The sequence below is a fragment of the Sinosporangium siamense genome (assembly GCF_016863435.1).
Taxonomy (GTDB): Bacteria; Actinomycetota; Actinomycetes; order Streptosporangiales; family Streptosporangiaceae; genus Sinosporangium; species Sinosporangium siamense.
This window is the reverse complement of record NZ_BOOW01000006.1, coordinates 341,603-368,253: the sequence shown is the minus strand read 5'-3', so window position 1 is coordinate 368,253 and position 26,651 is coordinate 341,603. Positions and strand designations below refer to the sequence as shown.

25 protein-coding genes, 4 tRNA genes, 1 pseudogene and 1 riboswitch are annotated in these 26,651 nt (G+C 69.3%); of the genes and pseudogenes, 12 read left to right on the top strand and 18 right to left on the bottom strand.

The features are described from left to right. Window positions 1-18 precede the first annotated feature (18 nt). Window positions 19-2,220 carry a ribonucleoside-diphosphate reductase subunit alpha gene (locus tag Ssi02_RS03575; protein ID WP_204020945.1) on the bottom strand — a complete coding sequence of 734 codons (2,202 nt, stop codon included), beginning with the start codon at window positions 2,218-2,220 and terminating at the stop codon, window positions 19-21. On the opposite strand from Ssi02_RS03575, the gene Ssi02_RS03570 reads away from it, so the two are divergent. After that, window positions 2,221-2,358, top strand: coding sequence for a hypothetical protein (locus Ssi02_RS03570; RefSeq protein ID WP_204020943.1), 138 nt, complete (start codon window positions 2,221-2,223; stop codon window positions 2,356-2,358). It abuts the gene before it with no gap. Continuing rightward, window positions 2,350-2,609, bottom strand: a riboswitch (cobalamin riboswitch). It overlaps the preceding gene by 9 nt. Window positions 2,610-3,038: 429 nt before the next feature. Here the strand turns inward: Ssi02_RS03570 and Ssi02_RS03565 are convergent. Both Ssi02_RS03565 and Ssi02_RS03560 read right to left on the bottom strand, forming a co-directional pair. Continuing rightward, on the bottom strand, window positions 3,039-3,245 hold the full coding sequence (locus Ssi02_RS03565) for a cold-shock protein (RefSeq protein WP_204020940.1): 207 nt from the start codon (window positions 3,243-3,245) through the stop codon (window positions 3,039-3,041). A 228-nt stretch (window positions 3,246-3,473) separates the two neighbouring features. Then, window positions 3,474-4,499, bottom strand: coding sequence for a Bug family tripartite tricarboxylate transporter substrate binding protein (locus Ssi02_RS03560; protein ID WP_204020938.1), 1,026 nt, complete (start codon window positions 4,497-4,499; stop codon window positions 3,474-3,476). Between the two features lie 260 nt (window positions 4,500-4,759). Here Ssi02_RS03560 and Ssi02_RS03555 point away from each other — a divergent pair, with 260 nt between their 5' ends. Continuing rightward, window positions 4,760-6,130, top strand: a complete 1,371-nt coding sequence (locus tag Ssi02_RS03555) for an amidohydrolase family protein (RefSeq protein ID WP_204020936.1) — start codon at window positions 4,760-4,762, stop codon at window positions 6,128-6,130. 276 nt (window positions 6,131-6,406) lie between these two features. On the opposite strand, the gene Ssi02_RS03550 is transcribed toward Ssi02_RS03555, so the two are convergent. After that, window positions 6,407-7,078 carry a helix-turn-helix domain-containing protein gene (locus tag Ssi02_RS03550; protein WP_204020934.1) on the bottom strand — a complete coding sequence of 224 codons (672 nt, stop codon included), beginning with the start codon at window positions 7,076-7,078 and terminating at the stop codon, window positions 6,407-6,409. 237 nt (window positions 7,079-7,315) lie between these two features. Between Ssi02_RS03550 and Ssi02_RS03545 the strand changes: the two genes are divergently transcribed. After that, a complete protein-coding gene (locus Ssi02_RS03545) occupies window positions 7,316-8,533 on the top strand; it encodes a cytochrome P450 (RefSeq protein ID WP_204020933.1) in 1,218 nt (405 codons plus the stop codon). A gap of 3 nt (window positions 8,534-8,536) precedes the next feature. Here the strand turns inward: Ssi02_RS03545 and Ssi02_RS38530 are convergent, their stop codons facing one another. The 5 genes from Ssi02_RS38530 to Ssi02_RS03520 form a co-directional block, all read right to left on the bottom strand. After that, the gene (locus Ssi02_RS38530; RefSeq protein ID WP_239128573.1) at window positions 8,537-8,929 is read right to left on the bottom strand and encodes an Atu4866 domain-containing protein; all 393 of its coding nucleotides are present in this window, start codon (window positions 8,927-8,929) and stop codon (window positions 8,537-8,539) included. A 61-nt stretch (window positions 8,930-8,990) separates the two neighbouring features. Beyond that, complete coding sequence (locus Ssi02_RS03535) at window positions 8,991-9,833, bottom strand: helix-turn-helix transcriptional regulator (protein WP_204020930.1); 843 nt, start codon at window positions 9,831-9,833, stop codon at window positions 8,991-8,993. Next, window positions 9,830-10,300 carry a nuclear transport factor 2 family protein gene (locus tag Ssi02_RS03530; protein ID WP_204020928.1) on the bottom strand — a complete coding sequence of 157 codons (471 nt, stop codon included), beginning with the start codon at window positions 10,298-10,300 and terminating at the stop codon, window positions 9,830-9,832. The genes Ssi02_RS03535 and Ssi02_RS03530 overlap by 4 nt, the downstream gene beginning before the upstream one ends. Window positions 10,301-10,554: 254 nt before the next feature. Beyond that, the gene (locus Ssi02_RS03525) at window positions 10,555-10,725 is read right to left on the bottom strand and encodes a hypothetical protein (protein ID WP_204020926.1); all 171 of its coding nucleotides are present in this window, start codon (window positions 10,723-10,725) and stop codon (window positions 10,555-10,557) included. 163 nt (window positions 10,726-10,888) lie between these two features. Further along, a complete protein-coding gene (locus tag Ssi02_RS03520) occupies window positions 10,889-11,272 on the bottom strand; it encodes a hypothetical protein (protein ID WP_204020924.1) in 384 nt (127 codons plus the stop codon). A 357-nt stretch (window positions 11,273-11,629) separates the two neighbouring features. On the opposite strand from Ssi02_RS03520, the gene Ssi02_RS03515 reads away from it, so the two are divergent. After that, window positions 11,630-11,884: a hypothetical protein gene (locus Ssi02_RS03515; protein ID WP_204020922.1), complete on the top strand. Its 255-nt coding sequence runs from the start codon at window positions 11,630-11,632 to the stop codon at window positions 11,882-11,884. Window positions 11,885-11,936: 52 nt separating this feature from the next. Here Ssi02_RS03515 and glmS read toward each other — a convergent pair whose 3' ends face one another. Next, complete coding sequence (glmS, locus tag Ssi02_RS03510) at window positions 11,937-13,760, bottom strand: glutamine--fructose-6-phosphate transaminase (isomerizing) (protein ID WP_204020920.1); 1,824 nt, start codon at window positions 13,758-13,760, stop codon at window positions 11,937-11,939. A 13-nt stretch (window positions 13,761-13,773) separates the two neighbouring features. Then, window positions 13,774-14,049 (bottom strand): hypothetical protein, encoded by a 276-nt coding sequence (locus Ssi02_RS03505; RefSeq protein ID WP_204020919.1) that lies wholly within the window; start codon window positions 14,047-14,049, stop codon window positions 13,774-13,776. Window positions 14,050-14,514: 465 nt separating this feature from the next. On the opposite strand from Ssi02_RS03505, the gene Ssi02_RS03500 reads away from it, so the two are divergent. The 7 genes and pseudogenes from Ssi02_RS03500 (at window position 14,515) to Ssi02_RS03475 (ending at window position 17,719) form a co-directional block, all read left to right on the top strand. After that, window positions 14,515-16,575, top strand: coding sequence for an N-acetylmuramoyl-L-alanine amidase (locus Ssi02_RS03500; RefSeq protein ID WP_239128572.1), 2,061 nt, complete (start codon window positions 14,515-14,517; stop codon window positions 16,573-16,575). Between the two features lie 91 nt (window positions 16,576-16,666). Then, a tRNA-Gly gene (locus Ssi02_RS03495) sits at window positions 16,667-16,739 on the top strand. 13 nt (window positions 16,740-16,752) lie between these two features. After that, a tRNA-Cys gene (locus Ssi02_RS03490) sits at window positions 16,753-16,823 on the top strand. A 73-nt stretch (window positions 16,824-16,896) separates the two neighbouring features. Beyond that, window positions 16,897-16,969 (top strand) — tRNA-Gly (locus Ssi02_RS03485). Window positions 16,970-16,995: 26 nt separating this feature from the next. Beyond that, window positions 16,996-17,067: transfer RNA gene (locus Ssi02_RS03480), tRNA-Val, on the top strand. 328 nt (window positions 17,068-17,395) lie between these two features. After that, a pseudogene (locus Ssi02_RS39720) lies at window positions 17,396-17,482 on the top strand (hypothetical protein); the annotation flags it as partial. 3 nt (window positions 17,483-17,485) lie between these two features. Next, complete coding sequence (locus Ssi02_RS03475; RefSeq protein ID WP_373870079.1) at window positions 17,486-17,719, top strand: WD40 repeat domain-containing protein; 234 nt, start codon at window positions 17,486-17,488, stop codon at window positions 17,717-17,719. Window positions 17,720-17,750: 31 nt separating this feature from the next. Here Ssi02_RS03475 and Ssi02_RS03470 read toward each other — a convergent pair whose 3' ends face one another. Genes Ssi02_RS03470 through Ssi02_RS03445 form a run of 6 tightly spaced genes read right to left on the bottom strand, consistent with a single transcriptional unit; the run spans window position 17,751 to window position 24,440 of the window. Next, a complete protein-coding gene (locus tag Ssi02_RS03470) occupies window positions 17,751-20,411 on the bottom strand; it encodes a fumarate reductase/succinate dehydrogenase flavoprotein subunit (RefSeq protein WP_204020917.1) in 2,661 nt (886 codons plus the stop codon). Then, entirely contained in the window at window positions 20,412-21,125 is a 714-nt protein-coding gene (locus Ssi02_RS03465) for an ABC transporter ATP-binding protein (RefSeq protein ID WP_204020914.1), read from the bottom strand. It abuts the gene before it with no gap. Then, window positions 21,122-22,057: an ABC transporter permease gene (locus Ssi02_RS03460; protein ID WP_204020912.1), complete on the bottom strand. Its 936-nt coding sequence runs from the start codon at window positions 22,055-22,057 to the stop codon at window positions 21,122-21,124. Before Ssi02_RS03460 ends, Ssi02_RS03465 begins: the two co-directional genes overlap by 4 nt. Continuing rightward, a complete protein-coding gene (locus tag Ssi02_RS03455; protein WP_204020910.1) occupies window positions 22,054-23,457 on the bottom strand; it encodes an ABC transporter substrate-binding protein in 1,404 nt (467 codons plus the stop codon). The genes Ssi02_RS03460 and Ssi02_RS03455 overlap by 4 nt, the downstream gene beginning before the upstream one ends. Window positions 23,458-23,469: 12 nt before the next feature. Next, complete coding sequence (locus tag Ssi02_RS03450; RefSeq protein ID WP_204020908.1) at window positions 23,470-23,697, bottom strand: 4Fe-4S dicluster domain-containing protein; 228 nt, start codon at window positions 23,695-23,697, stop codon at window positions 23,470-23,472. After that, complete coding sequence (locus Ssi02_RS03445; protein WP_204021435.1) at window positions 23,688-24,440, bottom strand: GntR family transcriptional regulator; 753 nt, start codon at window positions 24,438-24,440, stop codon at window positions 23,688-23,690. The genes Ssi02_RS03450 and Ssi02_RS03445 overlap by 10 nt, the downstream gene beginning before the upstream one ends. A 387-nt stretch (window positions 24,441-24,827) precedes the next feature. Here Ssi02_RS03445 and Ssi02_RS03440 point away from each other — a divergent pair, with 387 nt between their 5' ends. Next, window positions 24,828-25,658: an alpha/beta fold hydrolase gene (locus Ssi02_RS03440; protein WP_204020906.1), complete on the top strand. Its 831-nt coding sequence runs from the start codon at window positions 24,828-24,830 to the stop codon at window positions 25,656-25,658. A 290-nt stretch (window positions 25,659-25,948) separates the two neighbouring features. On the opposite strand, the gene Ssi02_RS03435 is transcribed toward Ssi02_RS03440, so the two are convergent. Beyond that, window positions 25,949-26,401 carry a DUF2690 domain-containing protein gene (locus tag Ssi02_RS03435; protein WP_204020904.1) on the bottom strand — a complete coding sequence of 151 codons (453 nt, stop codon included), beginning with the start codon at window positions 26,399-26,401 and terminating at the stop codon, window positions 25,949-25,951. Between the last annotated feature and the right edge of the window lie 250 nt (window positions 26,402-26,651).

The following is a 26,651-nucleotide window of genomic DNA, read 5'->3' as shown; positions in this document are numbered from 1 at the left end:
TAGCCGGGAGAACCGGGATTACTGGCAGGCTTCGCAGATCTCGGGGTTCTCCAGTGAGCAGGCGACGGCCTCGGCGGACTCGCGTGCGGCGGGCACGGCCTCGACGGTGGTCTGCGCGATGCGGGTGGCCGGGCGGGACCGCAGGTAGTAGGTGGTCTTCAAGCCCTGGCGCCAGGCATAGGCATACATCGAGGACAACTTGCCGATGGTGGGGGACGCCATGAACAGGTTGAGGGACTGCGACTGGTCGATGTACGGCTGGCGCGCGGCGGCCAGGTCGATCAGCGCCTTCTGCGGCAACTCCCAGGCCGTGCGGTAAAGCGTCTTGAGCTCGGCGGGGAGGGCCGGGATGTCCTGGATCGAGCCGTCGGCCCGCTTGATCGCGTCGCGCACCTTTGGGGTCCACAGCCCCCGCTGCTTGAGGTCGGCCACCAGATAGCGGTTGACCTGGAGGAACTCCCCCGACAGGGTCTCACGCTTGAAGACGTTGGACACCTGGGGCTCGACGCACTCGTAGCACCCGGCGATGGAGGCGATCGTGGCGGTCGGCGCGATGGCGATCATGAGCGAGTTGCGCAGCCCCGTGCCGGCGACGCGGGCACGCAGCCGCTCCCACTCGGCGGCGTGCACCGGCGCGGCGGGGAAGTGGTCGAGGTGCAGCTTGCCGTCGGCGGCACGGGTCTCGCCGTATGACGGGTGGGTGCCGAGCCGCTCGGCCAGATCGGCCGAGGTGCGGTAGGCCGCCAGGGCGATCTCCTCGGCGATCCGCGTGGACAGCCGCAGCGCCTCGGGCCCGTCGAAGGGCAGCCGAAGCGCGAAGAAGACGTCGGCCAGCCCCATCACGCCGAGCCCGACGGGCCGCCACCGCCGGTTGGCGGCCTGCGCCTCCGGCGTCGGGTAGAAGCCGCGGTCGATCGTGCGGTCCAGGAAGGTGATCGCCGTGGCGACCGTACGGCGGAGCCGGGCCCAGTCGAGCTCCTCGCCCGGCGCGGCCGAGCCCGACAGATGCGCGCCGAGGTTGATCGAGCCGAGGTTGCACACGGCGGTCTCGCCGTCGCTCGTGACCTCCAGGATCTCGGTGCACAGGTTGGACAGGTGGATGACGTTCTCCGGCCGCGCGGTCTGGTTGGAGGCGCGGTTGGCGGCGTCCTTGAAGGTCATCCAGCCGTTGCCGGTCTGGGCGAGGGTGCGCATCATGCGGGCGTAGAGGGCGCGGGCCGGCACCTGCTTGACGTAGCGCCCGGCACGCTCGGCCTCGGCGTAGGCCGCCTCGAACCGCTCACCCCACAGGTCGACCAGCTCGGGCACCTCCTTGGGGTCGAACAGCGACCAGGTGCCGTCGGCCTCGACGCGGCGCATGAACTCGTCGGGGATCCAGTTGGCGAGGTTGAGGTTGTGGGTGCGGCGGGCCTCCTCGCCGGTGTTGTCCCGGAGTTCGAGGAACTCCTCGATGTCGGCGTGCCACGGCTCCAGGTAGACGCAGGCCGCGCCCTTGCGCCTGCCGCCCTGGTTGACCGCCGCGACCGAGGAGTCGAGGGTGCGCAGCCACGGCACGATGCCGTTGGAGTGGCCGTTGGTGCCCCGGATGAGGCTGCCCCGGGAACGCACCCGGGACCAGGCGATGCCGATGCCCCCGGCATATTTCGACAGGCGGGCCACCTGGCCGTATCTCTCGTAGATGGCCTCAAGCTCGTCGCGCGGCGAGTCGAGCAGGAAGCAGGACGAGAGCTGCGGGCGGCGCGACCCGGAGTTGAACAGTGTCGGGGAGCTCGGGAGGTAGGCCAGGGAGGACATCAGCCTGTAGAGCTCCGCGGCCTCGGCGACGGTGTCGGACAGGCCGGCCGCCACGCGGAGGAAGAAGTGCTGCGGGCGCTCCAGCACCGCGCGGGTCACCGGGTGCCGCAGCAGGTAGCGGTCGTAGACCGTGCGCAACCCGAAGTATTCAAACCGCGCGTCGGCGCTCTCGTCGATCAGCGCGTCGAGCTCCGCGGCGTGCGCGGCGGTGAACGCCGCCAGCTCGTCCGACACCAGCCCCGCCGCGTGTGTCGCCGCCACCGAGTCGGAGAACAGGCGCACCCCGTGGGCCGCCGCCTCCTCGGCGATCTCCTCGGCCAGCAGCGCCGATGCGACCTTGGAGTTCTCCGGGTCGGCGATGACCTTGGCCGCCGCCTCCTCGATGGCGAGCCGCCGGTCCACACCCTGAATTGCGGCAGTCGTCACGTGCCTGTCTCCCTACGCGCGCTCTTGAATCCCCCTGCGGCGTTCGGCGGGACGGGCACGCGCGGCAAGCGGCACGCCCGTAAGAAGGCACGGGTCGCCCGCTGGTCCGGCGGGCCCTCCCTCGAAGCCCTGGACTAGACGTCGCCGGCAGGTCTTCGGACTCGTGGGCACACTCCCGCCGACGTGGTCGTCGGCGGGCGCACCTAGTGGCCGTCGCTTCCCAGGCTCGCGCCCAGTGCTTGATGACGGCTGTCGTTCCCACTCACCGCTGCGGGGCAGTCCCGGAATTGGCGTGCCCGCCGCTCTGCCATGAGCGCGGGTGCCGCACCGGGTTCCCTCTTGCGTCGCCTCCGGGGCTCCGGGGGCGAACCAGCAACGAGCTGAATCCTACATCTAGTGCCGCCCGGCGCAACCACCCCAACACCTTGTGTCGTTTGCGTAGGTAGACCTAGTACGATCAGTCGTCAGGCACCCGTGTGGAGTGGCCATCGCGGCTCTCGTCCCGGCGCTCGTGACCGTCTTCCACATCATCCAGTCCCACGTGGCGGACCTGCGGCTGGACGACGGCCCGTCCGCGAGCCGGCGGATCAAGGAGCTGAAACGGAGTCCAGGGCCGCGATTATCGACGGGCAGGCGGCCGAGCTCGGCCGGTAGGGCGGCCGGCGGCCGGCCGGGCGACGCCGCTGCGGGGTGCCTGGCCATGTCTCGGCTGAGCCGTACGGCACCTCGTGCCCGGAGGCCGATCGGTTCCAGATAGCGGCCGGAACGAATCAGGGCCCGCATCCGTGCGGATGCGGGCCCTGATCAGTGATGCTTTGTCAGGAGGCCACGATGTTCTCGGCCTGCGGGCCCTTCTGGCCCTGGGTGACGTCGAAGGTCACCTTCTGGCCTTCACGCAGCTCGCGGTAGCCGCCCTGACCGACGATGTTCGAGTAGTGCGCGAAGACGTCGGCGCCGCCGCCGTCCTGCTCGATGAAGCCGAAGCCCTTTTCTGCGTTGAACCACTTCACGGTGCCGGTAGCCATGGAGATCTCCTCTTTTTGATGGTGCAAGGCCGAAATTCGCACTTCACGAATTTCGCGTTGCCGCAATAGGCCCACACCCGGAGATGACCGGTAAACAAAAATGCACCCGAGGTTACATTCCGTCAGGTGCACGCAAGCTCACATGGGTACCACACTGCAACTGACCTAAGCTTAGCGCATCCAAGGTGCGACACGTGTCCCCGTGTCGCCAAGATCACAGCACGGGGGTCAGTCCCGCCCTGTGCAGATCCCCCCGCAGCGGGCCTCGGGGCGGTGGAGCAGGCCGAGTTCGCGCAGGGAGCGACGGATCCTGGCGTCCTCCGCGGTCATCCACCGGCGGAAGTCGTCGCCGCCGAGGTGGATGCGCCGCCAGCCGCGCGAGGCGCAGGCCCTCGCCCAGTACGGCGACGCCGCCATGGCGTCCACAAGATCCACGGCGGCGTTCCTGTCGTCCTCGCTCATGCCTGGCGGGCCGACGATGCCCCGCCAGTCGTAATAATCCACGCGTACACCGCATTCCAGCATGGTAGGCGCGTCGATCCCGTCGACCCGGGCGGCCGAGGAGACGGCCAGAGGCCGCAGATCGCCTCGGGCGAGGCCGGCCCGCCACGCGGTGAGCGGGCCGATCGCCGCGGCGGCCCGGCCCTCAAGGAGGGAACGTTCCAGGTTGGCGGCGAAGCCGGCGTAGTCGAGCAGGCGCACGTCGGCGCCGACGCAGCGCCCGATCATGCCGAACAGGACGTGGTCGGCGCTGCCGACCGGCCCCCCTGCCACGGGGACGGCGGCGGGGCGGGCCTTGACCGCGGCGGCGAAGTCCTCGAACGCGGTGAACTTCGACGTCGATGGCACGACGAGGGCCTCGGCGTCGCCCACGAGGCGGGCCAGCGGCGTGACCGACGTCGTGGTCATGGCGGGGCCGTCGATCTGCGCGGCGGCCAGGTCCGCCAGTCCGGCCACGAGGAACCGCCGCTCGGGCCCGCCGTGGGCGGCGGCCCCGTCGGCGAAGCGGGTGGTGGTCTTGCGTATGTCGGCGAAGACCGAGGCCGGGGTGCCGAGTCCGGCCATGGTCGCCGCGGCCAGCCGTTCGTCACGCAAGGTGGCCGCCACAACCTGGGCGACGTCGAACGCGCCGCCGGCGCCCGCGGCCATGATCGACACACGCCCGGCCCGCCGCCCGGCGGATCCGTCCGCGGAGCCGCAACTCGCGGCGCACAAGGCCAGCCCGCTGAGCGTGAGAAAGCGTCGACGGCGCATAGGCGCCCCCTCCCCCGTGATCCCCCGTTTCATGAGGTTATCGATGTGTCACAGCACGTCACACCCCGGGAAGGTATTTGGATATAGATCCTGACCTGCGCATTCAACCCCCCATTCGATCTACGTTCAATGTTTCTACACAGCGTGCAGTGTGGCTTGACACCCTGGCCACGGCCGCCATAGGTTTCGGGCGTATCACGGGTATCCACCGCACACACGCGAGAGCCCGGCAGCACAATCCGAACCACTGGAGGTCCGCCGTGGCCGACCGCACCCTCATCCGCAACGCGAGCATCATCACCGTCGATCCCGCGATCGGTGATCTCAACGGCGCGGACCTGCTCATCGAAGGCACCCGGATCGCCGCGGTGGGCCGCGACCTGCCCGTGGACGGCGCATGGGTGATCGACGGCACCGGCACGATCCTGATGCCCGGCATGGTCGACACCCACCGCCACCTCTGGCAGACCGTGCTGCGCAACATCGCCGGCGACTGGACCCTCAACCAATACTTCGCCGGTGTGCGCGGCGTGCTCGGCGAGCACTTCCGCGCCGAGGACGTCTACGCCGGCAACCTCGCCGGCGCCTACGAGGCCCTCAACGGCGGGGTCACCACGGTCCTCGACTGGTCCCACAACATGAACACGCCCGAGCACGCGGACGCCGCGGTCGAAGCGCTCAAGGCGACGCACGGGCGCTACGTCATGTGTTACGGCAACTCCAACGACGAGTGGCTGCCCATCAGCGCCAAACCCACCTCGCGGGACGCCCGCAGGGTGCGCGCCGAGCACTTCTCCTCCGATGACCAGCTCGTGACCATGGGCATGGCCCTGCGCGGCCCGCAATACGCGACCCCCGAGGTGACGGTCGACGACTGGGCCCTCGCCCGCGAGCTCGGCGTGCTCATCTCCGTCCATGTCGGCGACGGCGCCTGGGGCCGGAACCGCCCGGTGGCCTGGCTCGCCGAGCGGGGCCTGCTCGGTCCCGACGTCGTCTGCGCCCACTGCAACTCCCTGGCCGACGACGAGTTCCAGATCATGGCCGACTCCGGGTGTTCAGCCGCCATGACCCCCGAGATCGAGATGCAGATGGGGCACGGCTGGCCCGCCACCGGCCGTCTCATGGCGGTGGGCATGGCCCCCACCATCGGCATCGACATCGCCACCTGCAACAGCGGCCACCTCTTCCAGGTCATGCGCACCGTGCTGCTGGTCGAGCGGGCCTTCGCCCACGACCGGGCCTACCGCACGGGCACCACGGTCGAGCGGCTGCCGATCGGCACCAAGGACGCCATCGCCTTCGCCACGATCAACGGCGCCAAGGCCCTCGGCCTCGACCACCGCATCGGTTCCCTCACCCCCGGCAAGGACGCCGACCTCATCATGATCAGGGCCGACGGCATCGAGATGGCCCCCATGAACAACGCCTCCGGCGCCGTCGTCATGGCGGGCCACCCCGGCCTCGTGGACTCCGTCTGGGTGGCCGGACGCCAGGTCAAGCGCCGCGGAAGCCTCGTGGGCGTGGACGAGCACACCGTCGTGGAACGCGTGAACGCCGCCCGCGACCACGTCCTCGCCCAGGCCGGGGTCGCCCCCGGCGAGGACTTCGTCCCGGACAACTACCAGGCCTGAGATCCCCCGGCCCGGCCCACACCCGAAGGAGCCAGGCCGAGGGACGATCCCCGGGCCCCGGCCCGTACGGCGAAGCCGGACTTGGCCGGTTGACCACAAACGGCCAAGCCCCGCGAGAAGACCGCGCTCCGGGCGGATCACCCCCGGCGCGAGACGAGCTGTACGGCAGGGAGCCGCCAGGACCCTCTAACCACCGCCAGGCCCCTGGAGGACCCCGGGCACGGAACCCCGCTCACGGCCCCCACCGGGCCTCCGCCGTACGGCAAGGCCCTTTGCTCATGGGGAGTGCGGGGTGTGCAGCACGAACCAGATCGCGCGGGTCGTGATCTCGCCGTCGTTGCGGTAGTGGTGAGGGGTGGAGGAGGCGAACGAGATGGAGTCGCCCGCGTTGAGCACGTATTCCTCCGTCCCTATGCGGCCGGTCAGCGATCCCTCGATCACGATGCCGTATTCGTAGCCCTCATGCCCCACCTGTTCCTCCGATGAGCTGCCCGGCGCATAGACGATCTCCATGAAGTCCACCCGGGAGTCGGCCGTGGTCGTGAGCCGCTCCCAGCGCACCCCGCTGCCGAAGTCGACGGCCTGGCGGCCGGTGGCCCTCTGCACCTGGGCCTGGAGGGACGGGGGCAGGGAGCGGATCAGGTGCCACGGTTCCGGCCGCCCCGAGCCGTTCCGTTCGGCGGGGGGCGGCTCTTGCGGAACCTCGGGGATGGCCAGGTTGAGCAGCCGGTCGATGGACACGCCCAGTTCACCGGCGAGCATGTAGAGCATGCCGACGGAGGGGGCGGTGACACCGCGTTCGATCTGGGAGAGCAGGCTGGCGGAGCAGCCGAGGGTGCGGGCCAGCGCCCGGATGGACAGTCCGCGCTCCTGCCGGGCGGCGCGGAGCCCGGCCCCCAGGGCCTCTGATCGCAGGGGGGTCGAGGAGCCGGTCACAGGGTTCGCCACAGCGTAAGCCTACACTGCACACTCCTGCTCACTCAGGCGCTCGCTTCGGCACCGGGGGCTGCACCGTACCGGAACCCGGCACAGGCAGCCGGACCCACCACCACGGGAACTCACCACATAAGGAGTCACGCCCCCACCCGACCAAATCACCATAAATGGTGATTTCTTGAGAAAAGGAAGGATCTCACCACATAAATGTGACCTTGAAAAAGCGTCAGGCCTCGCTAGCGTGCGTTTATGTCACAAAACTCTGCATGCCCTCATTTCCCTTTCCCTCGCCAAGAGCCCGGCCGCCCCGCCGATGAACTCCTGGACCTGCTCCGCCCCGGACCGCTGGCCCGTGTCACCTTGCCGAGCGGCGACCCCGCCTGGCTGGCGGTCCGCTATGAGGACGCGGTCGCGGTGCTGACCGACCCCCGCTTCAGCAGGAACCTCCGTTACCCCGGAGCTCCACGGCTGCTGAAGGGATATGACTTATCCGACGAGCCCAATTCGCTGATCAACATGGACGCCCCGGAGCACACCCGGCTCCGGCGGCTGCTCGCAGGCACCTTCACCCCCCGCCAGACCGACGGCTGGCGGAACGCCATCCGCGCCGTCGCCGACGATCTGCTGCTCACCGAGGTCAAGGCGGGCGAGCCCATCGTCGATCTGACGACCTTCGCCGTTCTCTATCCGGTGAGCGTGATCTGCGCGATCCTCGGCGTCAAGGAGCTCGACATAGCCAAGGTGCGCTCTATGTCCTGCGCCCTGCTCTCCACCGCCGACGTCTCGGAGGAGGAGCGCCGCCAGGCCTCGCTGGACTTCCACAACTACGCCGCCGAGCTCGTCGCCGAGCAGCGGCGCTCCCCCGGCGGCGGGCTGCTGACGCAGATGATCCAGGCGCGCGACGACGGAGACCGCCTGAGCGAGAGGGAGCTCGTCCGGCTCACCGTGTCCTTGATCCTCGCAGGTCACGAGACCACGAGTTCCCTGCTGACGCGGGGCCTGGTGCGCTTTCTGGAGCCGCGCTCGGGTTATGCGGCCCTCGTCGAGGCGCCGGAGTCGATCCCCGGGGTGGTCGAGGAGCTCCTGCGCACCGAGACTCCGGGGGACGCGCTCTTCATGCGGGTGGCGACCGAGGATGTGGACCTGCCCTCGGGACGGGTGCGGCGCGGCGAAGCCGTTCTGCCGGTCTCCTCGGCGGCGAACTTCGATCCCGAGGTGTTTCCCGACCCCCGGCGCGTCGACCCGGCGAGGTCCGGCCATCCGCATCTGGGCTTCGGCAGGGGGCCACACTATTGTCTCGGCGCCAACCTCGCCAGGGTGGAGCTCCAGGAGGCGTTCCGGGCACTGGTGGCACGGCTGCCGAATCTCGCCCTGGCCGAGCCGGCGAGCGCCGTACCCTGGTCGCAGGGACATCTGTTCAAGCGGCCGGAGCGCCTGCTCGTGCACCTCGGCGACGCTCCCGCATAACGGTCAGCGCTCGCGGTAGAAGATCATGCCGCCGTGGTGCAGTGTGTCGTTGTCGACGAAGACGCCGTCGGCGGTGAAACCGGTGTCGTCGACATAGTCGATCTGGTTCCCTGTGACGGTGTAACCGCCGGTATAGGCGCTCTTGCGGGTGCCGCGCGCCTCGTCGTAGCGGCCGTCAGCGGTCAACTCCTGGCGGATGTGGCCGTCGGCGGTGACCCACATACCGACATATGGGTGGGCGGCAATGCCGGTGGACGTGGACGTCACGGTGGGCTCCTGACTGTGGGAGGCGGTGGGTGAAGGAGTGGCCGCGCCCTGGACTGCCGCCTCGTGCTGAGAACAGGCAGTGAGGGCGAAGGCGAGAGCGGCGGTCACGGCGACAGTGCGTCTGATCATGGTTCCGTCTCAGTGGGATGGTCTCCCCGTGGGAGTGGTAAAAAGCCCCACGTTCCGCCGGTCACACATGCTTGTGCTGTACGGCGCGAGCCGTACCAAGGCGGTGACTGCCGAGCATGGCCAGGGCGTCGGCCGAGGGGCTCCCGGGTTCGGCCTGGTAGACGACCAGCTGCTGGCCGGGGCTGGAGTTGACGCTCAGCGACTGGTAGCTCAGCTCGATGTCGCCGACGAGGTGATGGTGGAATCGTTTGGTTTCGGCGGTCTTGCTGCGCACGTCGTAACGCGACCACAGGCGAGCGAAATCGACGCTCTTCAGGGACAACTCGCCCACCAGTGCGATGAGAGCTGGATCGTCCAGGTCGCCGCCGGTGCTGGAGCGCAGCGCCGCCACGCAGTTCTCGGCGATGACCTCCCAGTCGCGGTAGAAGGTCCGGGCGGGCGGGCGGAGGAACACCGCGGTGACCAGATTCGCCTCCTCCCCCATCCAGTCGAACAGCGCTTCCCCGAGGGGGTTGGCGGCCAGCTGGTTGAGATAGCGGTCGAAGATGAGCGCGGGGGTGGTGTGCCAGCCGTCCATGAGGCGGATGAGGGCGGCGTCCGCATACTCGGTGCGGGTGGGTCGTCTGCGCGGCGGCGCCGGGCTCGCCAGTGTGCGCAGGTGGTCGGCGGCGTCGGCGCTCAGGCCGAGAGCCACCGCGAGGGCCTCGACGACCTGGGGCGAGGGGTGCCTGTCGCGCCCCTGTTCCAGCCGGATGTAGTAGTCGGTGGACACCCCGGCCAGGATCGCGACCTCTTCACGGCGCAGTCCCGGCGTACGGCGCTGCCCCGCGGGTAGCCCGTGCCGTGCCGGGTCGGCCGCGGCGCGGCGGGCGCGCAGGAACTCCCCGAGACGGCTGCCGGTCATGAGAAGGAGCCGAGGGTGTCAACGCCCAGTTTCCAGGCCATGGTCAGGTGCTGCCCGGCGACCTTCCAGCCGTCGCCGGTGCGGACGAACTCCCACGCGTAGGAGCCGCCCATGTCGAAGTGCTCGCCCGGCTCGCCGCTGTCGGGGATCCCGACGAACAGCATGTAGCCGACGCCGGTGGCGCGGTCGCCGTCGATCTCGAAGTGCGTGTTGAGCAGGTGGTGGAACATGGCGTCATAGCGATCTTCGGCCTGGACGACGGTGTCCCTGATGGTGGTCGCGCCGTGGAGCGGCTCCCAGGGGCCGAAGGCGAGTTCGGCGTCGGCGGTCCAGCAGTCGATCCAGGTGTCGTAGTCCTTGTGGTCCAAGGCACGCCAGCCGCGCACGAGCAGGCCGCGAATCGCCTCCTTGTCGACGAGGGCGGCCAGCGCCTCGCTCGACGGGGCTGGGGCGGGAGCGGTGGTCACGAGAGGTTCCTTCCGGGATGCGCCCCTTGGGGGGCTCGATGGTGTCACCGTACGGACGACCGGAACGTGCCGGGTAGGCCTGTCACTCCCACCTACCGCCTGCAGGCGGGGCCAGGCGGTCATGGCGGTGTCCTCCACGGCCAACCTCGAGGTCGTCAAGCCGGGCTATGACGGCCCTCCTCACCTGGGCTTCGGCCGGGGCGCGCACTACTGCCTGGGCGCCAACCTGGCCCGCATCGAGCTCCAGGAAACCTTCAGGCCTTCGCCGCGCGGCTGCCGGACATGGCCCTGGCCGAGCCGGCGGCCGAGTTGCCGGGCACCTCGATCAGCCGCTTGGGCTCCTCCTCGATCACCCGCGGGTTTGGGGTTCCATGATCCGCTGTCCTGAACGTGTGCCTGTGCGGCTTCACGGGTGAAAGCCGCACACTTCTCCCATTGAAGGGGGAAAATAGAACGCCCGCCCCGGAGGTTGCGGCTTCGGGGCGGGCGTCGTTTCTCTCACAACCGTCGGCGTTCTACAAGATGGCGGTCACACCCGGGCGAAGGAGGGCATGTCCCGCCGTACTAACACCGACGGACTCCGGGTCGTCAGCTGCGGGTGGCGTCGACCGAGATGCCGTAGCCGCCGCCCGCGATGGACAGGGTGGCCTCGGACACGGTGTCGCCGGTGCAGGTGGGGGCGCTGAGCAGCCAGAAGACGCCCTGGCCGCCGAACTGCAGGCTGTTGGCGGAGACGGTGTAGGTCTGCTTGGTCGACTCCGATCCCCGGGTCAGGGTCACGTCGTTCGCGGTGACGGCGATGGTGACGGCGGCCGCGCCGGGAGGGTTGGCCGTATAGGTGCCGACCCACGATGCAGCCGTGCTGCCGCACGGGGCGGCCTGCGGTGCTGCGGCGAGAGCCGCGGGAGCCATGGCCAGCCCGAGGAGGCCGGCCAGTGCGATGGTGGCGGTACGCGCGCCGATGGGAGACATGGAGCTCCATTTCCTTGCAGGGGAGGCCGCCGTGGCGAGCTCCCCCCGTTGGGCGATTACTTTCAGTGGCATTTATATAACTCTCCGTGGCGACACTGAGAGCGCTACAGAGCGAGAAAAGCCTGTGTCGCCAGTGAGCACACTGTGGCTGAAGGGGCAGTAGTGATCTCCCTAGATGGCCACGTTCCCACCCGACTCAGCGGCCACCCGACGAGAATGCGCCTTACTCGCCATGCCTCCCACAGTTAACTTCTCCTACGGAATCTCAACGGTGCCCCAATTCCCCTTCCCCGAGGTAACGGCGGGACTCTCGGAGACGAACCGGCAAGGGAGCTGCAAGAGCCTTCGCTGCCCCACGTGCAACTGCCCAGCGGAGATCTCGCCCGTCTGGCCGCCCTGCCCGTCAACCAGGTGGCCAACCACGACCCGCCGGTCTTCCCCGCCCCCGACCGGCTGGTGACCGGGCACGCCCCCCACCCGGGGTTCGGCAGGGGTGTGCACTTCTGCCTGGGCGCCCCCCTGGCCAGGATGGAACTCCAGGAGGCCCTGCAGGGGGCTCGTCGAACGCCTTCCGAACTCCCCCGGCCGCCCGTCCGTCTGACCGTCTTCTAGGCGCCGCCGTACCGCATCGGCGGAGCCTCCGATGCGGTGCGGCTGGGCCGGGTCACTCGACGGTGACGCTTTTGGCCAGGTTGCGGGGGCGGTCGACGTCGCGGTCGAGGGCCACCGCCGCGTGGTAGGCGAAGATCTGCAGCGGGATGCTCAGCAGGATCGGGTCCAGCTCCGGCTCGTTCTTCGGCACGAGGATCACGTCGTCGGCGAGCTTGGGGTCGACCTGGCGGTGGCCGACCATGAGCACGTTCCCGCCGCGGGCGCGGATCTCCCCGAGGGTGGTGAGGTTCTTGTCCAGCAGTTCGTCGTCGGGCACCAGGGCCACGGTCGGCGTCTCGGGGCCGATCAGGGCGAGCGGCCCGTGCTTGAGCTCGCTGGCGGGATATGCCTCGGCGTGGATGTAGGAGATCTCCTTGAGCTTCTGCGCGCCCTCCCGCGCCACGGGATAGCCCCGCACCCGGCCCACGAACATCATGCTCGGATGGTGGGCGTACTTCGCGGCGAGCGCGGCGATCCGCTCGCCGCCGGCGAGGATCTCCTCAATCTGCCCGGGCAACCGCCGCAGCCCGTCGCAGATGCGGCGCCCGTGCGCGGGCGACAGGTCGCGCACCCGGCCGAAGTGCAGTGCGAGCAGCGCGAACGCGGCCGCCGTGGAGGTGAACGCCTTGGTCGAGGCGACCGACACCTCCGGGCCCGCGTGCAGATAGATGCCCCCGCCGCACTCGCGGGCGATGGCGCTGCCGACGGTGTTGACGATGCCGAGCACCCGGCCGCCCTTGCGCTTCAGCTCCTGGACCGCGGCCAGCGTGTCGTAGGTCTCGCCCGACTGGCTGATGGCGACATATAGCGTGTCATGCTCGACGACCGGGTTGCGGTAGCGGAACTCCGAGGCGGGCTCGGCGTCGGCGGGGATGCGCGCGAGCTCCTCGATCAACTGGGCGCCGATCTGCCCCGAATAGTAGGCCGACCCGCAGCCGATGATCTTCACCCGGCGAAATGCCCTGGTCTCGTGTGGTGTGAGGTTGAGCCCGCCGAGGTGGGCGATGTGGAACCGGTCGTCGATGCGCCCGCGCAGGGTGCGGGCCAAGGTCTCGGGCTGCTCGGAGATCTCCTTGAGCAGGTAGTGCGCGTATCCCCCGGTGTCGTAGTGCCCGGCGTCCCAGTCGACGACCAGCGGCTCCTTGGCCGTCTCGCGGGCGTCCATGGTGAAGGTCGTGAACCCGTCGGCCTTGATCACCGCCAGCTCGCCGTCCTCCAGGTGCACAACCTGGCGCGTGTAACGCACGAGCGCGGCCACGTCGGAGGCGGCGAACATCTCCTTCTCGCCGAGGCCGAGCACGATGGGCGAGCCGTTGCGCGCGACGACCACCTCGCCGGGGCGCTGGGCGTCGACGACGGCTATGCCGTATGTCCCGACGATCCTCTTGAGCGCCAGCCGCACGGCCTCCGACAGATTCGCGGTGTCGGCGACGGTGCGGGCGATGAGGTGGGCGAGCACCTCGCTGTCGGTCTCGCTGGCGAACTCCGCGCCGTCGGCGGTGAGCTTGGCGCGCAGCTCGTCGGCGTTCTCGATGATGCCGTTGTGCACGACCGCGATGCGCTGGTCGTTGGACAGATGCGGGTGCGCGTTGACGTCGCTCGGCTCACCGTGGGTCGCCCAGCGCGTGTGGCCGATGCCGAGGTTGCCCTTGAAGCGCGCGGGCACGGCGGAGGCCAGGTCGGCCACCCGCCCCTTGACCTTGCGGAGCTTGAGCGAACCCCTGGCGGACACGACGAGCCCGGCCGAATCGTAGCCGCGGTATTCGAGCCGCTGAAGCCCCTCAAGCAGGATCGGCGCCGCGTCCTGCGGGCCGACATAGGCCACGATTCCACACATCCGCAGATTCTCCCTATCCGTAGACGATCCGGCGCAGCTGCCGCAGCGACAACTCAGGCGCCGAGACCCGGCGCGCGGCGATCTCCGCCGCGATCCTCGGGAAGATCGCCTCGTTGGTGAGACCACGCGCCCGCAGCTCGGCGTGGCGGCGGCGGACGAACTCCTCCGCAGACTCGGAGAAGTATGCCAGCACATCCGCCACGACCCTGGCCGCCTCACCGGGGCCGAGTGGGCTCGTCCTGGTCAGGTGGGCGATGAGGTCGCTGTGAGGATGCCGCGCCGTTGACACAAATGTGGACCTTACGCAGAGAGATCTACCAATACCAAGCTCCCTGCCCGATATCGGGCAGGATTTCGATTCACAAGCTTCTCACAGGCTCTCTGCCCTGTTCACGGGGCCTTGGTGTGGTATCACACTTGGCTTCCGATCGAGCACATGCCCCCTCCCCTCGCGGGTCGGCGGGGGAACCGAGCAGCGACTCTCCCGAGCGGCAAGATCTCCTATCGCGCGCATCGCCGGGGCACCCCTGCCCACCAGAGGGATTTCCATTGATAAATCGGCTCCATTAATCAGATATCCCGATACACCACCCCGGCCTGAGCCGTATTCCATCCGATGAATCCATGAAGAACGGATCATCCATGGAAAAGCTTCACCGAAACCCCGAACCACCCTCCTCTGCACGAGCAAACCAGCCAATTACTCTGAGTAGTCTTGAAGGGACGAGGAGTAGTTGAGCCTGGGGAGTCGCAGATGCCGTCAATGTCGATCGCCACCTCCGCAGTGGTCGCCTCGGCCGCCGTGCTGATCTCCCCCGCCCTCGTCCCCCACGACCCCGCCGAACGCCGCGCCCCCGCCGCCCCCGCCGCGGCCACCCGCCATGCCGCCTTCGCCAAGGCCGCCGGCGAGTTCGGGGTGCCGGTCAGCGTGCTGCTCGGCGTCTCCTATCTCCACTCGAGGTGGGACTCCCATGCCGGGCTGCCCAGCACCTCGGGCGGATACGGCCCCATGCACCTGATCGACCTACCGGCGGCCCGGCGCGACACGGCTCTGCCGTACTCCCTGGGCAATCACCACGACGACGACCGCGAGGACCCGCGCGGCGACCCCTCGCGCCCGATGCCGAGACACCGTCACCAGCCCCCTAAGCACAGCCCCGCCGCGCCCCGCACGCTCATGCGGGCCGCCGAGCTGACCGGGATCGCCCCCGAGCGGCTGCGCCGCGACCCCGACGCCAACATCCGCGGCGGCGCGGCCCTGCTCGCCGACCACCAGCGCGCCCTCGGCGGGCACAAGAGCGCGAACCCGGCGGACTGGTATGACGCGGTGGCCGCCTACGGCGGAGACCCGGCAGGAAGCACCGGCTTCGCCGACGAGGTCTTCGGCACCATCCAGGCGGGCGCCGCCCGCACCACCGACGACGGCTTCGCCCTGCGCCTCGGCGCCCACCCCGCCCTCGGCGCCCACCCCACCCTCGGTGCGGACCGCGACCGCTCACCGCGTCGCTATCGCCTCCACCGCAACCCCGGGCCCGACCGCCAACGGCCGAAGTGGGGAAAGAAACGCCGCGGCGGCCACGGGCGGCACGATCGCCCCGCGCGACGCGATCACCGCCGGCGGGCGGAATGCCCGGAGTCACTGGCGTGTGAGTGGATGCCCGCCGCATATGCGCGGACGGGACGGAAGAGTTACGGCAACCACGACCGGCTGCATGAGGATCGGAAGATCGACTACATCGTCATCCACGACACGGAGGGGTCGTTCCGGGGTGTGCCCTCCATGGTCAACAATCCCCGGTATGTGAGCTGGCACTACACCATCCGCTCCGAGGACGGGCATGTCGCCCAGCATGTGCGGACGGGCGACATCGCCTGGCATGCCGGCAACTGGGATATAAATTCCAGATCCATCGGCATCGAGCACGAGGGCTACCTAGCCCGAGGCGGCACCTGGTACACCGAGGCGATGTATCGCGCCTCGGCCAAACTCGTGCGGCACCTGGCCGACGAGCACGACATCCCCCTCGACCGCGCCCACATAATCGGCCACGACAACGTGCCCGGCATCACCCCCGACCGCGTGCGCGGCATGCACGTCGACCCCGGTCCCTACTGGGACTGGGCGCGCTTCTTCGCCCTTCTCGACGCCCCCTTCACCGCCACCGGCGAGGAGGACGCCACCTCGGTCATCATCCGCCCGGACTTCGAGCACCACCAGGCGCAATACACCGGTTGCACACGCAAACAACCCGCCAGACACTGCAAACGCCAGGGCTCGGCCTCCGTCTGGCTGCACACCGAACCCTCCCACCACTCCCCCCTGGTCAAGGACATCGGCAAACACGGCGGCGGCGCCTCCACCCACAGCGTCTACGACCACGCCGGCCGCGCCTCCACCGGCCAGCGCTACGCCGTCGCCGACCGCCAGGGCGACTGGACCGCGATCTGGTATCTCAACCAGAAGGCGTGGTTCCACAACCCCGCCTCTTCCCCCACCGCCCTCCCCGCCGACGGCCCGCTCGTCACCCCACGCGCCGGCCTCGACTCCGTCAAGGTATACGGCAGGGCCTACCCCGAGGCCGACGCCTACCCCGGCGGCATCCGGCCGGAGAAACTCGTCCCCTTGCAATACACACTCCGCCCCGGCCGCCGCTACACCCTCGGCCTCACCATCCGCTCGGCCTACACCCGGGCCAAGTCGGTCGACCCACGAGAGCACGTGATCATCCGCGGCCGGCTCCGCTACCACCAGATCCAACTCGGCCACCGCGTGATGTTCGTGAAAGCCGACGACGTGGAGATCATCGACCGTTGATCCCTTTGGCCTTTGAAGCCGCCGGTTGGGCACATCCGGGCCTGAGAGGCGATAGAGTCTTACACGTAGCCCCAAGCGGTTGGGGCCACAGGCGGACGTGGCTCAGCTGGTAGAGCATCACCTTGCCAAGGTGAGGGTCGCGGGTTCGAATCCCGTCGTCCGCTCGGGTCGATCTTTGGTGGAGTGGCCGAGAGGCGAGGCAACGGCCTGCAAAGCCGTCTACACGGGTTCAAATCCCGTCTCCACCTCGGCGAGCATCGGTCACAATGGCGATTCTGCTAATGTGGCCGGTGCTTAACAAACGGGTGATTATTCATCCATGCGGACGTGGCTCAGCTGGTAGAGCATCACCTTGCCAAGGTGAGGGTCGCGGGTTCGAATCCCGTCGTCCGCTCTGAGGCCCCTTTTCGGGGGTTTTTAGGGCGATTAGCTCAGTGGGAGAGCGCTACCTTGACACGGTAGAGGTCACTGGTTCAATCCCAGTATCGCCCACGTGCCTTCCTTGGGGACGTGTGCCCGCGGAAAGCGCGGGCCGTTCGCGGCGGCACCTGCGTAGTGCTCGCTTCGCATCGCGGGTGGGGGCTTCGCCACCCACACCCCCCATCGCTTGCGCCCGGTTGGCCTTGTTCCTTGAATCTTGGCCTCCCCCGTGAGTCTGGGGCTTCTCGTTGTTTGTCGTTGGCCCCCGTAGTTTGGAACCGGTGCGCTTTGGCGTAAAGGGCCAGTTCGCGCTCGGGTGAGCCGATGAGTTCCAACCGGGAGCGGTGCCGACGCTGATTCAAGCTGTTTTAAATGACCGCCGGGTCGTGTTCGAGGTCACGTCCTGGGGATCACAACGTGGGTGACCTCTATGGCCTTCAGCCCTGACGGGCATACCCTGGCCGGCGCCAGTGCCGATGAGACGGCGCGGTTGTGGGACCTGGCTACCCGCAGGCCAATCGGCACCCCGCCGGCCGGCCATGCCGGGTCGGTGAATTCAGTGGCCTTCAGCCGCGACGGGCACACCCTGGCCGGCGGTGACGAGGACAACGCCGTGCGGCTGGGGAATGTGAGCGTGCCCGATCACCTGGAAGCGTGGCGGGCCGGCGGCGGCGCGTTGGTTGCTGCTGTTTTCGTACGCTCGGCTCACTGTCCGAACGCTTGATGTGAATGGTGGGCCGACCGGTCTATATGTTCTAGACGCGGGTGATCGCCTTACGCGCGTAGGCTCGGACGTCGGCGTCGGAGTCTGTGAGGGCGGCCCGCAGGGCGGGCGCGACATCCGTGGCGGCGGCGCGGGGGGTGAGGGCGAGCACGGCGGCCTTGCGCACGTCGATGTTGGCATCCGAGAGGGCCGCCACGAGCGGTTGCTCGGCGGTGGCGGGGTCGGCTGCCGCAAGGCAGCGCACCGCGCCCACCCGGACCTGCCAGGCGGGGTCCCGTATGGCCCGTACGGCGTCTGCCGTGAGCGGTGCGCCCACCGCTCCGGATGATTCCAGCGCGGCGGCTCTGACCAGCGGGTCGGCGTCCCCGGCGAGCAACGGCAGCGCGTCGGACGGCTTGCCGATGAGGCCGAGCCCCTTGGCGGCCCATACGCGTACCGCTCTTGCGGGGTCGGTCGCGGCGGTGGCCACCGGGCCGGCCTCGTCGAGTGAGACCAGGCCGCGGATCGCGGCGATTCGCACGCGGTGGTCCGCGTCAGCCAGCGCCGCCTGGAAGATCTCGGTACGGCCGAGCCGCAGCGCGCGCAGCACGTCCAGGACGGCGCCCCTGACCACGGGGTCCCCGCTGTCCAAGCGGCCCGCCAGCGCCTCGCCGAACTCCGCCGTCGCGGGCAGCACTTCGACGAGTTCCAGAAGGCCGGTGGCGGCGGCGTGCCGTACGGTGCCGCGCTGGTCGGCGAGCGCGCCGACCAGCGCCGTGCCCGCGCCTTGCGGCACGGTCTCGGTGAGCGTGGCGATCGCGGCTCTGCGCACTTTGGGGTCGGGGTCGGCCAGGTAGGGCGCGAGGTCGTGCATGGTCGGCTGTTCCTCGGTCAGGCGATGCAGTTCCAGGATGCGCGGTGAGCGGCCGACCGCGGCGCGGTCTGAACGTTCGCCGCGCGCCCGGCGGACCGCCGTGGCCGCGTGCGCTCCGAGGATCACGGGCTCGGCCGCGACGGGTGCGAACTCCGCTACGGGCACGAGGTACGGCTCCACGGGTCGCTTGAGGAACTCCATCGCGCCATCGCCGCGCTTGCGTAGGTTGAGGTGGTACAGCCAGGTGTCGTCGTCGCGTTGCGGCTGGTCGGCGCGCTCGTGGTAGAGGCCCCACCGGCTCTCGGTGCGGGTGAGCGAGGCCCTGGCCGCCATCTCGGCGCAGTCGCGGATGAAGTCCACTTCGGCGCACCGCATCAGTTCGTGGGGCGTCCGCGCCCCCATCGCGTCGATCTCCTCCCGCATCCGTTCGAACGACTCCAGCGCGATCTCCAGTTTGGCGGCCGTCTTGGGCGGGGCCACGTAGTCGTTGACGAAGCGGCGCAGTTTGTATTCGACCTGCTGTTGCGGCGGCCCGTCCGGGTTGCGCAGGGGCCGGTAGGCCAACGCGTGCGCGGCTTCGATCTGGTCCTCGGGCAGCGATGCTCCCGGCCGGTGGTGCGCGGCGGCGTGGGCTCCGGCCAGGTCGCCGAAAACGAAGGCGCCGATCATGTAGTTGTGCGGGACGCAGGCCAAATCTCCGGCCGCGTACAGGCCGGGCACGGTAGTCGCGCCGTGCTCGTCCACCCACACGCCGGACGCCGAGTGGCCGCCGCACAGGCCGATCTCCGAGATGTGCATCTCCACGTCGTGGGTGCGGTAGTCGTGGCCGCGCCCGGCGTGGAAGGTGCCGCGTGTGGGGCGCTCGGTCGTGTGCAGGATGTTCTCGATCGCGGTGACGGCCTCGTCAGGTAGGTGGGAGAGTTTGAGGTAGATGGGGCCGCGAGCCGAGGCGATCTCGGCGGAGACCTCGGCCATCATCTGGCCCGACCAGTAGTCGGAGTCGACGAACCGCTCCCCCTTGTTGTTGACCTGGTAGCCGCCGAACGGGTTGGCCACATACGCACAGGCCGGGCCGTTGTAGTCCTTGATCAACGGGTTGATCTGGAAGCACTCGATACCGCTGAGCTCCGCTCCGGCGTGGTATGCCATCGCGTAGCCGTCGCCGGCGTTGGTGGGGTTCTCATAGGTGCCGTAGAGATAGCCACTGGCGGGCAGGCCGAGTCGGCCGCAGGCGCCGGTGGCGAGGATGACGGCGCCGGCGCTCACCACGACGAAGCGGCCGGAGCGGGTGTCAAATCCCGCCACGCCGACGGCGCGGCCCTGTGAGGTGAGGACCCTGACCGGCATGACGCGGTTCTCGATGTGGACCTTCTCCCGGATGTGGCGCTGGCGCAGGACGCGGTAGAGGACCTTCTTCACGTCTTTGCCCTCGGGCATGGGGAGCACATAACTGCCCGAACGGTGGACCCTTCGGACGGCGTATTCGCCGTGCTCGTCCTTCTCGAACTTCACCCCGTACCGTTCCAGGCGGCGCACCATGTCATATCCCCTGGTCGCGGTCTGGTAGATCGTCTTCTGGTTGACGACGCCGTCGTTGGCCCTGGTGATCTCGGCTACGTAGTCCTCGGGCACGGCCTTGCCCGGGATGACGGCGTTGTTGACGCCGTCCATGCCCATGGCCAGCGCACCGCTGTGCCGTACATGGGCTTTCTCCAGCAGCAGCACCCGCGCGCCGTGCTCCGCCGCGGTGATCGCGGCCATGGTGCCGGCGGTGCCGCCGCCGACGACGAGGACCTCGCACTCCAGGTGCAGGCGGTCCTCGATCGAGGGGATCTCCATTCACAACTCCTTGATGATCTGGTCGCGCAGCGCCGTCCGGTCCACGCCGAGGTCGCGCGGTCGCGGCACTTCGATCAGCGCGCGCACGCCTCCTGAGCCGAGCACCACCACGCGGTCGGCGAGCAGGAGCGCCTCATCCACATCGTGGGTGACGAAGATGACCGTGGCGCGGGTGTCGCGCAGCACGTGCAGCAGAAGCCTCTGCATCTCGGCGCGGGTCTGGGCGTCGAGCGCGCCGAACGGCTCGTCCATCAGCACCGCGCGGGGAGCTCCGGCGAGGGCACGGGCGAGCTGTACGCGCTGCCGCATACCGCCGGAGAGTTCGCGCGGCAGCCTGTCCTCGTGTCCGGCCAGGCCGACGCGGGCGATCCACTCCCGCGCGGCCGCGCGGCGCTCGCGCTTGGGCAGTTTGCGTATGCGCAGCGGCAGCTCGACGTTGCTCCGGACGGTGCGCCAGGGCAGCAGAGCGTCGTCCTGGAAGATCATCGCGCGGTCCCGCGAGGTGGCCGCGATCTCCTCGCCTTCGGCGACGATCCTTCCCCGGTACGGCCGCAGCAGCCCGGCCAGCGCGCGCAGCAGCGTGGACTTGCCCGAGCCGGACGCACCGACCACGACCAGGACCTCGCCAGGCCGAACGGCCAGGTTGATCTCGTCGAGTACGGGGTCGCGAGCGTAGCCGAGCGTCAAGGACTCCAGGGTGATCCCCAGCGTCATGGCCCGCTCCTCTCCGCCCGGGGCAGCCACCGGGTCACCCTGCGGCCGACCAGCTCCACAGCGGCCGAGGTGAGCCACCCGAGCAGGCCGATGGTGATCATGCCGACGATGACGGCGGGGTAGTCGACAATCGTGTACGACATCCAGGTGCGGTAGCCGACCCCGAACTCCCCTGAGATCATCTCCGCCGAGATGACGCAGATCCACGACACGCCCATGCCGACGGACAGGCCGCCGAACACGCCGGGAAGTGCACCGGGGAGCACGACGTACCAGTGCACGTGGCGCCGGGCGCCGCCGAGCGTCCTCACCGCGTCCTCCCACAGGGTGGGGAGGGCCCGTACGGCATGGCGGGTGCTCACCGTGATCGGGAAGAACGCGGCGACGAACGTGATGAACACGATGCCCTGCTCGTCGGTGGGAAAGAGCAGGATCGCCACCGGGACCAGGGCGATGGCGGGGATGGGCCGCACGGCTTCGAGGAGGGGGGTGAACACGTCGCCCGCCCTCGTGGACCTGGCCACCAGCACGCCCATCGCGACGCCTGCCACGGCGGCCAGGCCGAAGCCGGCGAGGATCCTGATCAGGCTTTGGAGGAGGTCGAGATAGTAGATCTGGGTACCGAGCTGCCCAGCCGCCCGGGCAGCGATCTGGTCCAGTGTGGGGAGGCGGTCGAACCTCAGCCACAGGCGGGCGTCGGTGACGGTGAGCACCTGCCACAACGCCGCCGCGGCCAGGAGGGACGCGGCCCGGACCGCCCACCGCCGCCCACGTCCTCCGCCATTCGGGGCGGGTTGCGCAGATGCGGGAGACACGCCGCGCTCGGGGGCGTACGGCGACGCCGTACGCCGGGGGCCGTCCGAGCGTGGAGGCGAGGGCAGCGGGTCCGGCTGGCGGGCCTGGTCGGTGATCTGGGCCTCGGCGCCGCTCATCGGGCGTCGCCTCCCGCTGCGGCCTTCAGCGCGGACTCGTACGCGACGGGTTCCGTTTTCGGGTGGGCCTTGCGATAGGCATCGGCCCCGTCCTGCGTCGTGAAGGGCAGGAAGCGGGCGGTGGGATCGGCGGACGGGTCCGTCAGCCAGATGGACCGGTCGGCGAACCACCGCGTCCCCGTCGCCGTGTCCGGGACGTAAGCGGCGCGCACGCTCCCACCCGCCGTTGCGATCTGGCGGAGCAGGCAGGTGGGGGTGGCGGCGGGACGCGTGGCGTCCTCGCCGGTCAGCCAGAGCTCCGAGGCGGTCCTCGGATCGGAGACGGGCAGGTCGCAGGCGGCGTCGGTGCCAGTGACGGGGGCGGCGTTCGCGGTAGAGGCCCGGTCGGCGTCGTAGGTGGGGCCGTACGCCTTCCGCAGGTAGCCGTCGTTGACGAAAGAGCCGACGTTCACGCCGGAGAAGTCCGGGCTGATCCGCTTGAGGTAGGTCACGTCGTGCTCGTGCGCGGCCCGCAAGGGCTGCTTCAGCGTGACGTCGAAGGTCGCGATGCCGCCCCGCCCGTTGTAGAGGTAGACGACCTCGGGCGGCAGCCCCGTGGCCTTGGCCACCGACTCGGCCGCCTCCAGGGGGTGCTCGTGCAGGTAGCGGGTGGCGTCGATCTGTGCTTTGAGGAAGGCGTCGACGACCTCCGGATGCGCTTTGGCGTACTCCTGCCGCACCACCACACCATGGAAGGTCGGCACGTTGAGCGCCGAGCCGTCGTACACGATCCGGCCCTTGTTCTGGAAGGCCAGCAGCCCTGGCCAGGCCACGAACTGCGCGTATCCCTGGACGCCGCCGGATTCCAGCTGGGCCGCGCCCACGGCGGGCTGATGATTGACCGTCTCCACGTCGGTGATTCCGGCCTTCTCCAGGGCTTGGACGAGCGTCCCGTGTCCGGCCGAGCCGACACTGGCGGAGATCTTGGTTCCGGCGAGATCGGCCAGGGTTCGCGCCTCGGACTCGGGCGGGACGACGACCATGTTGAGCCCGCCGCGCAGGTTGTAGCCGGTGATGGAGATCAGCTCAGTGCGCGCCGCGGGGATGTCCTGCGTGCGGGCGGCGTTGATCAGCAGCGGGTAGTCGCCCATGGAGCCGATGTCGATCTTCCCGGCCACCATCTTGGCGGTGATGGGCGCGCCGGTGTCATAGTCCTGCCACTCGACCCTGTATTTGCTGCCGAGTCGCTTCTCCAGGTAACCGAGCGAACGCAGCAGGGTTCCCGCCGTCACCGTGTTGATGGTCTTGGACTGGTAGCCGACGACGAGCGTGGGCTTCCCGTCGCCGCCCGCCGACGTGCCTGAGACCGAGCAGGCGGCCGAGGCCAGCAGGAGGGTCGCCATCAAGGCCTTGCGCAGCATGGTGCTTTTCCTTTATCGCAGCAGGTAGGGAATGTTGATGGTGACCGCGTCCACGGGACACCTGGCCGCGCACGGGCCGCAGTACCAGCACTCGTCTACGTGCATGTACGCCTTGCCGGTCTCCTCGCTGATCGCCAGGGAGTCGAGCGGGCACGCCTCGACGCATAAGGTGCAGCCATCGATGCATACGGATTCGTCGATTGTCACGGGGACTTCGACGCGCTGGTTGATCAGGGCCATGCCCGCTCCTCGTCCGGGGTTCGTCGCAGTTGGCCGCGCATGGTGAGCCGATCGCCCCGGAATCGGATGAACTCCAGGTCGACCGGCCTACCGTCGGCCAGGTGGGTGAGCCGCTCGACCATGAGCAGCGCGGCTCCGCGAGGCGTGCCGAGCGCTGCGGCGGTGTGTGGGTCGGCGTTGACGGCTTCGAGCGTGAGCTCGGCCGTGCCGAGGGGCTGCCCGGCGATCCCTTCGAGCAGCGCGAAGATGTCGTTGTTGGCCAGGTCGGCGTCGAACAGCGGCTCGCCGGCGTCGCGGACGAGGTAAGTGAGATCAAGCGAGAGCGGCAGGCCGTTCAGGCTGCGGAGCCGTTCGAGGTAGACGACCTGCTCGCCGGGTGGGAGCCCGAGCCGCTGGCTGACCTGGGCGGGCGGCTCCATCAGGGTCATCGTGCGGACCTGGTTGGTCACCTGCCCGTGCTCGTGCAGGGTCTCGGCGAGGCCGAGCAGGCGGTGCAGGCCGTGCGGGTATTTCTCGGCCGCCACCGTGGTGCCCACGCCCGGACAGCGCTCGACCAGCCCTTCCTCGCGGAGCAGGTCGAGCGCCTCTCGTATGGTATTGCGCGAGGTGTCGAACTCGCGCGCGAGCGCGGCCTCCAGCGGCAGCTGCCCCTGGGGGAAGCTGTCTTGGAGGATCTGTCTTCTCAGCAGGTCGGCGACCTGCCGGGCACGATCTGCCCTGCGCCGCCGATCATCGAGCACCATCCGTTCCACAGCATTAAACCTACTAAATGAGTAGGAAAAAAGGGATAACGGGGAGATTGCGCCACTTTCGCCGGGTTGCCGCACCACGTTGACCTGCTGCGCGAGCGGCCCGTCGGCAAGATCTGCCACCCGGTCGCGGGGACCTGCCGACGGTGCCCTGCGCGTACGGCAGGGAGCCCACGTCGACGTCCACATACCGCTCGACCAGATCGCATCCATCCGGGAGGTTGACTGCGACGCCAGCCGGAAAAATCTTCACGGGACTGTCGACGGAGGACATCTCCGTTCGTCGTCAAGGTGTACGGCACCGCCGGACGACGTGGCCGCCCGACCGGGCGGCCGGCGAGCCGGCACCGCAGCGCTCGACACCAGATACGGGAGCAATCCGTGAACGCCCTATCGTCCACTCCTTCCAGCAGCGGCACCCTCGACGTCCCGGGCGCCCGGCTCCACTACGAGGTGCGCGGCCAAGGCCCGCTGATCGCCCTTGTCGGCGCCCCGATGCACGCCGCGGCCTTCGCGCCCCTGGCCGACCTGCTCGCGGTCGACCACACCGTCCTCACCACCGACCCTCGCGGCATCAACCGCAGCCCTCTCGACGATCCGGCCCAGAAGTCCACCCCGGAGCTGCGCGCCGACGACCTGTCCAGGCTGCTGACCCACCTGGACGCCGGGCCTGCCGCCGTACTGGGCTCCAGCGGCGGCGCTGTCACCGCGCTGGCCCTCGCCCAGGCCCACCCCGAGCAGGTGCACACCGTCGTCGCCCACGAGCCCCCGCTCGTCGAACTGCTGGAGGACCGCGACAGACTCCACGCGCAGACCGACGATCTCATCGCCACCTACCTGACCGGCGACGCCATCGGAGCCTGGGGGAAGTTCATGGCGCAGGCGGGCATCGAGCTGCCCGAGGGCGCGCTGGAGATGATGTTCGGTGGAGAACGCGACCCGCAGCAGGTCCGGGACGAGCACCGATGGTTCGCCCACGAGATGTGGGGAACAACCCACTGGCGCCCGGACATCGCGCTGCTGCGCACCGTCCCGACCCGCATCGTGATCGGCATCGGCGAGGAGTCGACCGGGCAGCTCTGCGACCACACCTCCAGAGCACTTGCCACCGCCCTCGACACCAAGCCCACCCTGTTCCCCGGGGACCACACCGGCTTCGTCGAACACGCCGACCGCTTCGTCACCCCGCTGCGCACCGTACTCTCGTCTTGAGGGCTTGATGCCTGTGCTGCCGCTCTCCTCTCATGGGCGATCGTGTTCTGGGATCGGAGGGCTTACCCCCGAATCCGAGCAGACGCGAGGTCCGGGGCGGAGACGGCTGGTTCAGTCCCAGACCTCTCCTTCGGCGGATGTATGGACGGTCGTCTGCTTCCGCCGAAGACAGGGGCAGGTCGCGCGCTTTCGTTCAACGTCAACTCGCTCCCTGTGACGAAGGCCGCACGGCCCTGGAGACGGCGCTGCCCACCCCCAGGGCCGTAGTGCGACCCGCGTGGTGGGACCCGTCAGCGGCAGGCCCTCCCCGTGGCGCCGGAGGCGTTCTGCCCGCCCTTGCCGCCGCCCCACTGCACGTGCACGCTGCCCCACGCGCACATGTTGTTGGCCCACAGCATGTCCCCCCAGTGCCGGCCCTTGTTGCCGGCCTTGAACCGGAAGGTGTTGCTCCGGCCGTCCTTGGTGTAGACGCTGATGCTGCCGGTCGCCGACGCGGCTGTCCTTACCTCGACCCAGTTGGTCTTGCACTTGGTCGACCACATCAGCCGCACCGTGCCGACCGGGCCGTGGATCCGGCTCTTGATGCCGGCCTTCCGTACTTCTCGTGCGGTCTTGGCGCAACCGCTGCGGTATGGGTCCTGGCCGTCGTATGGTTTGGCCGCCGCCTGCGCGGAGGTGGGCGACAGCACCGCAAGTGCCGCCGCCACGGTGCCGACCACGCCGACCGCCATTCGAAGCTTCACCGGGAACCGCCTTTCATCGATCAGGTTCGTCGGCACGTTAGCGGAACGACCGGACCATGGTCACAAATCCGACAATCGATAGGGGTACCTTTTCGGTCGTACGGCTACCGCCAGAAGTGCGTCTCCGGAAACCACGGCGACGGCCCGTCGAACAGGGGACGTGTCCCCGGACCGCCGGATCCTCGGCGAGCCCGGTTGGCGAGACGCCTCCAGCACACGCCCCGGGACAACGGGATGCTCGTCTGCGGTG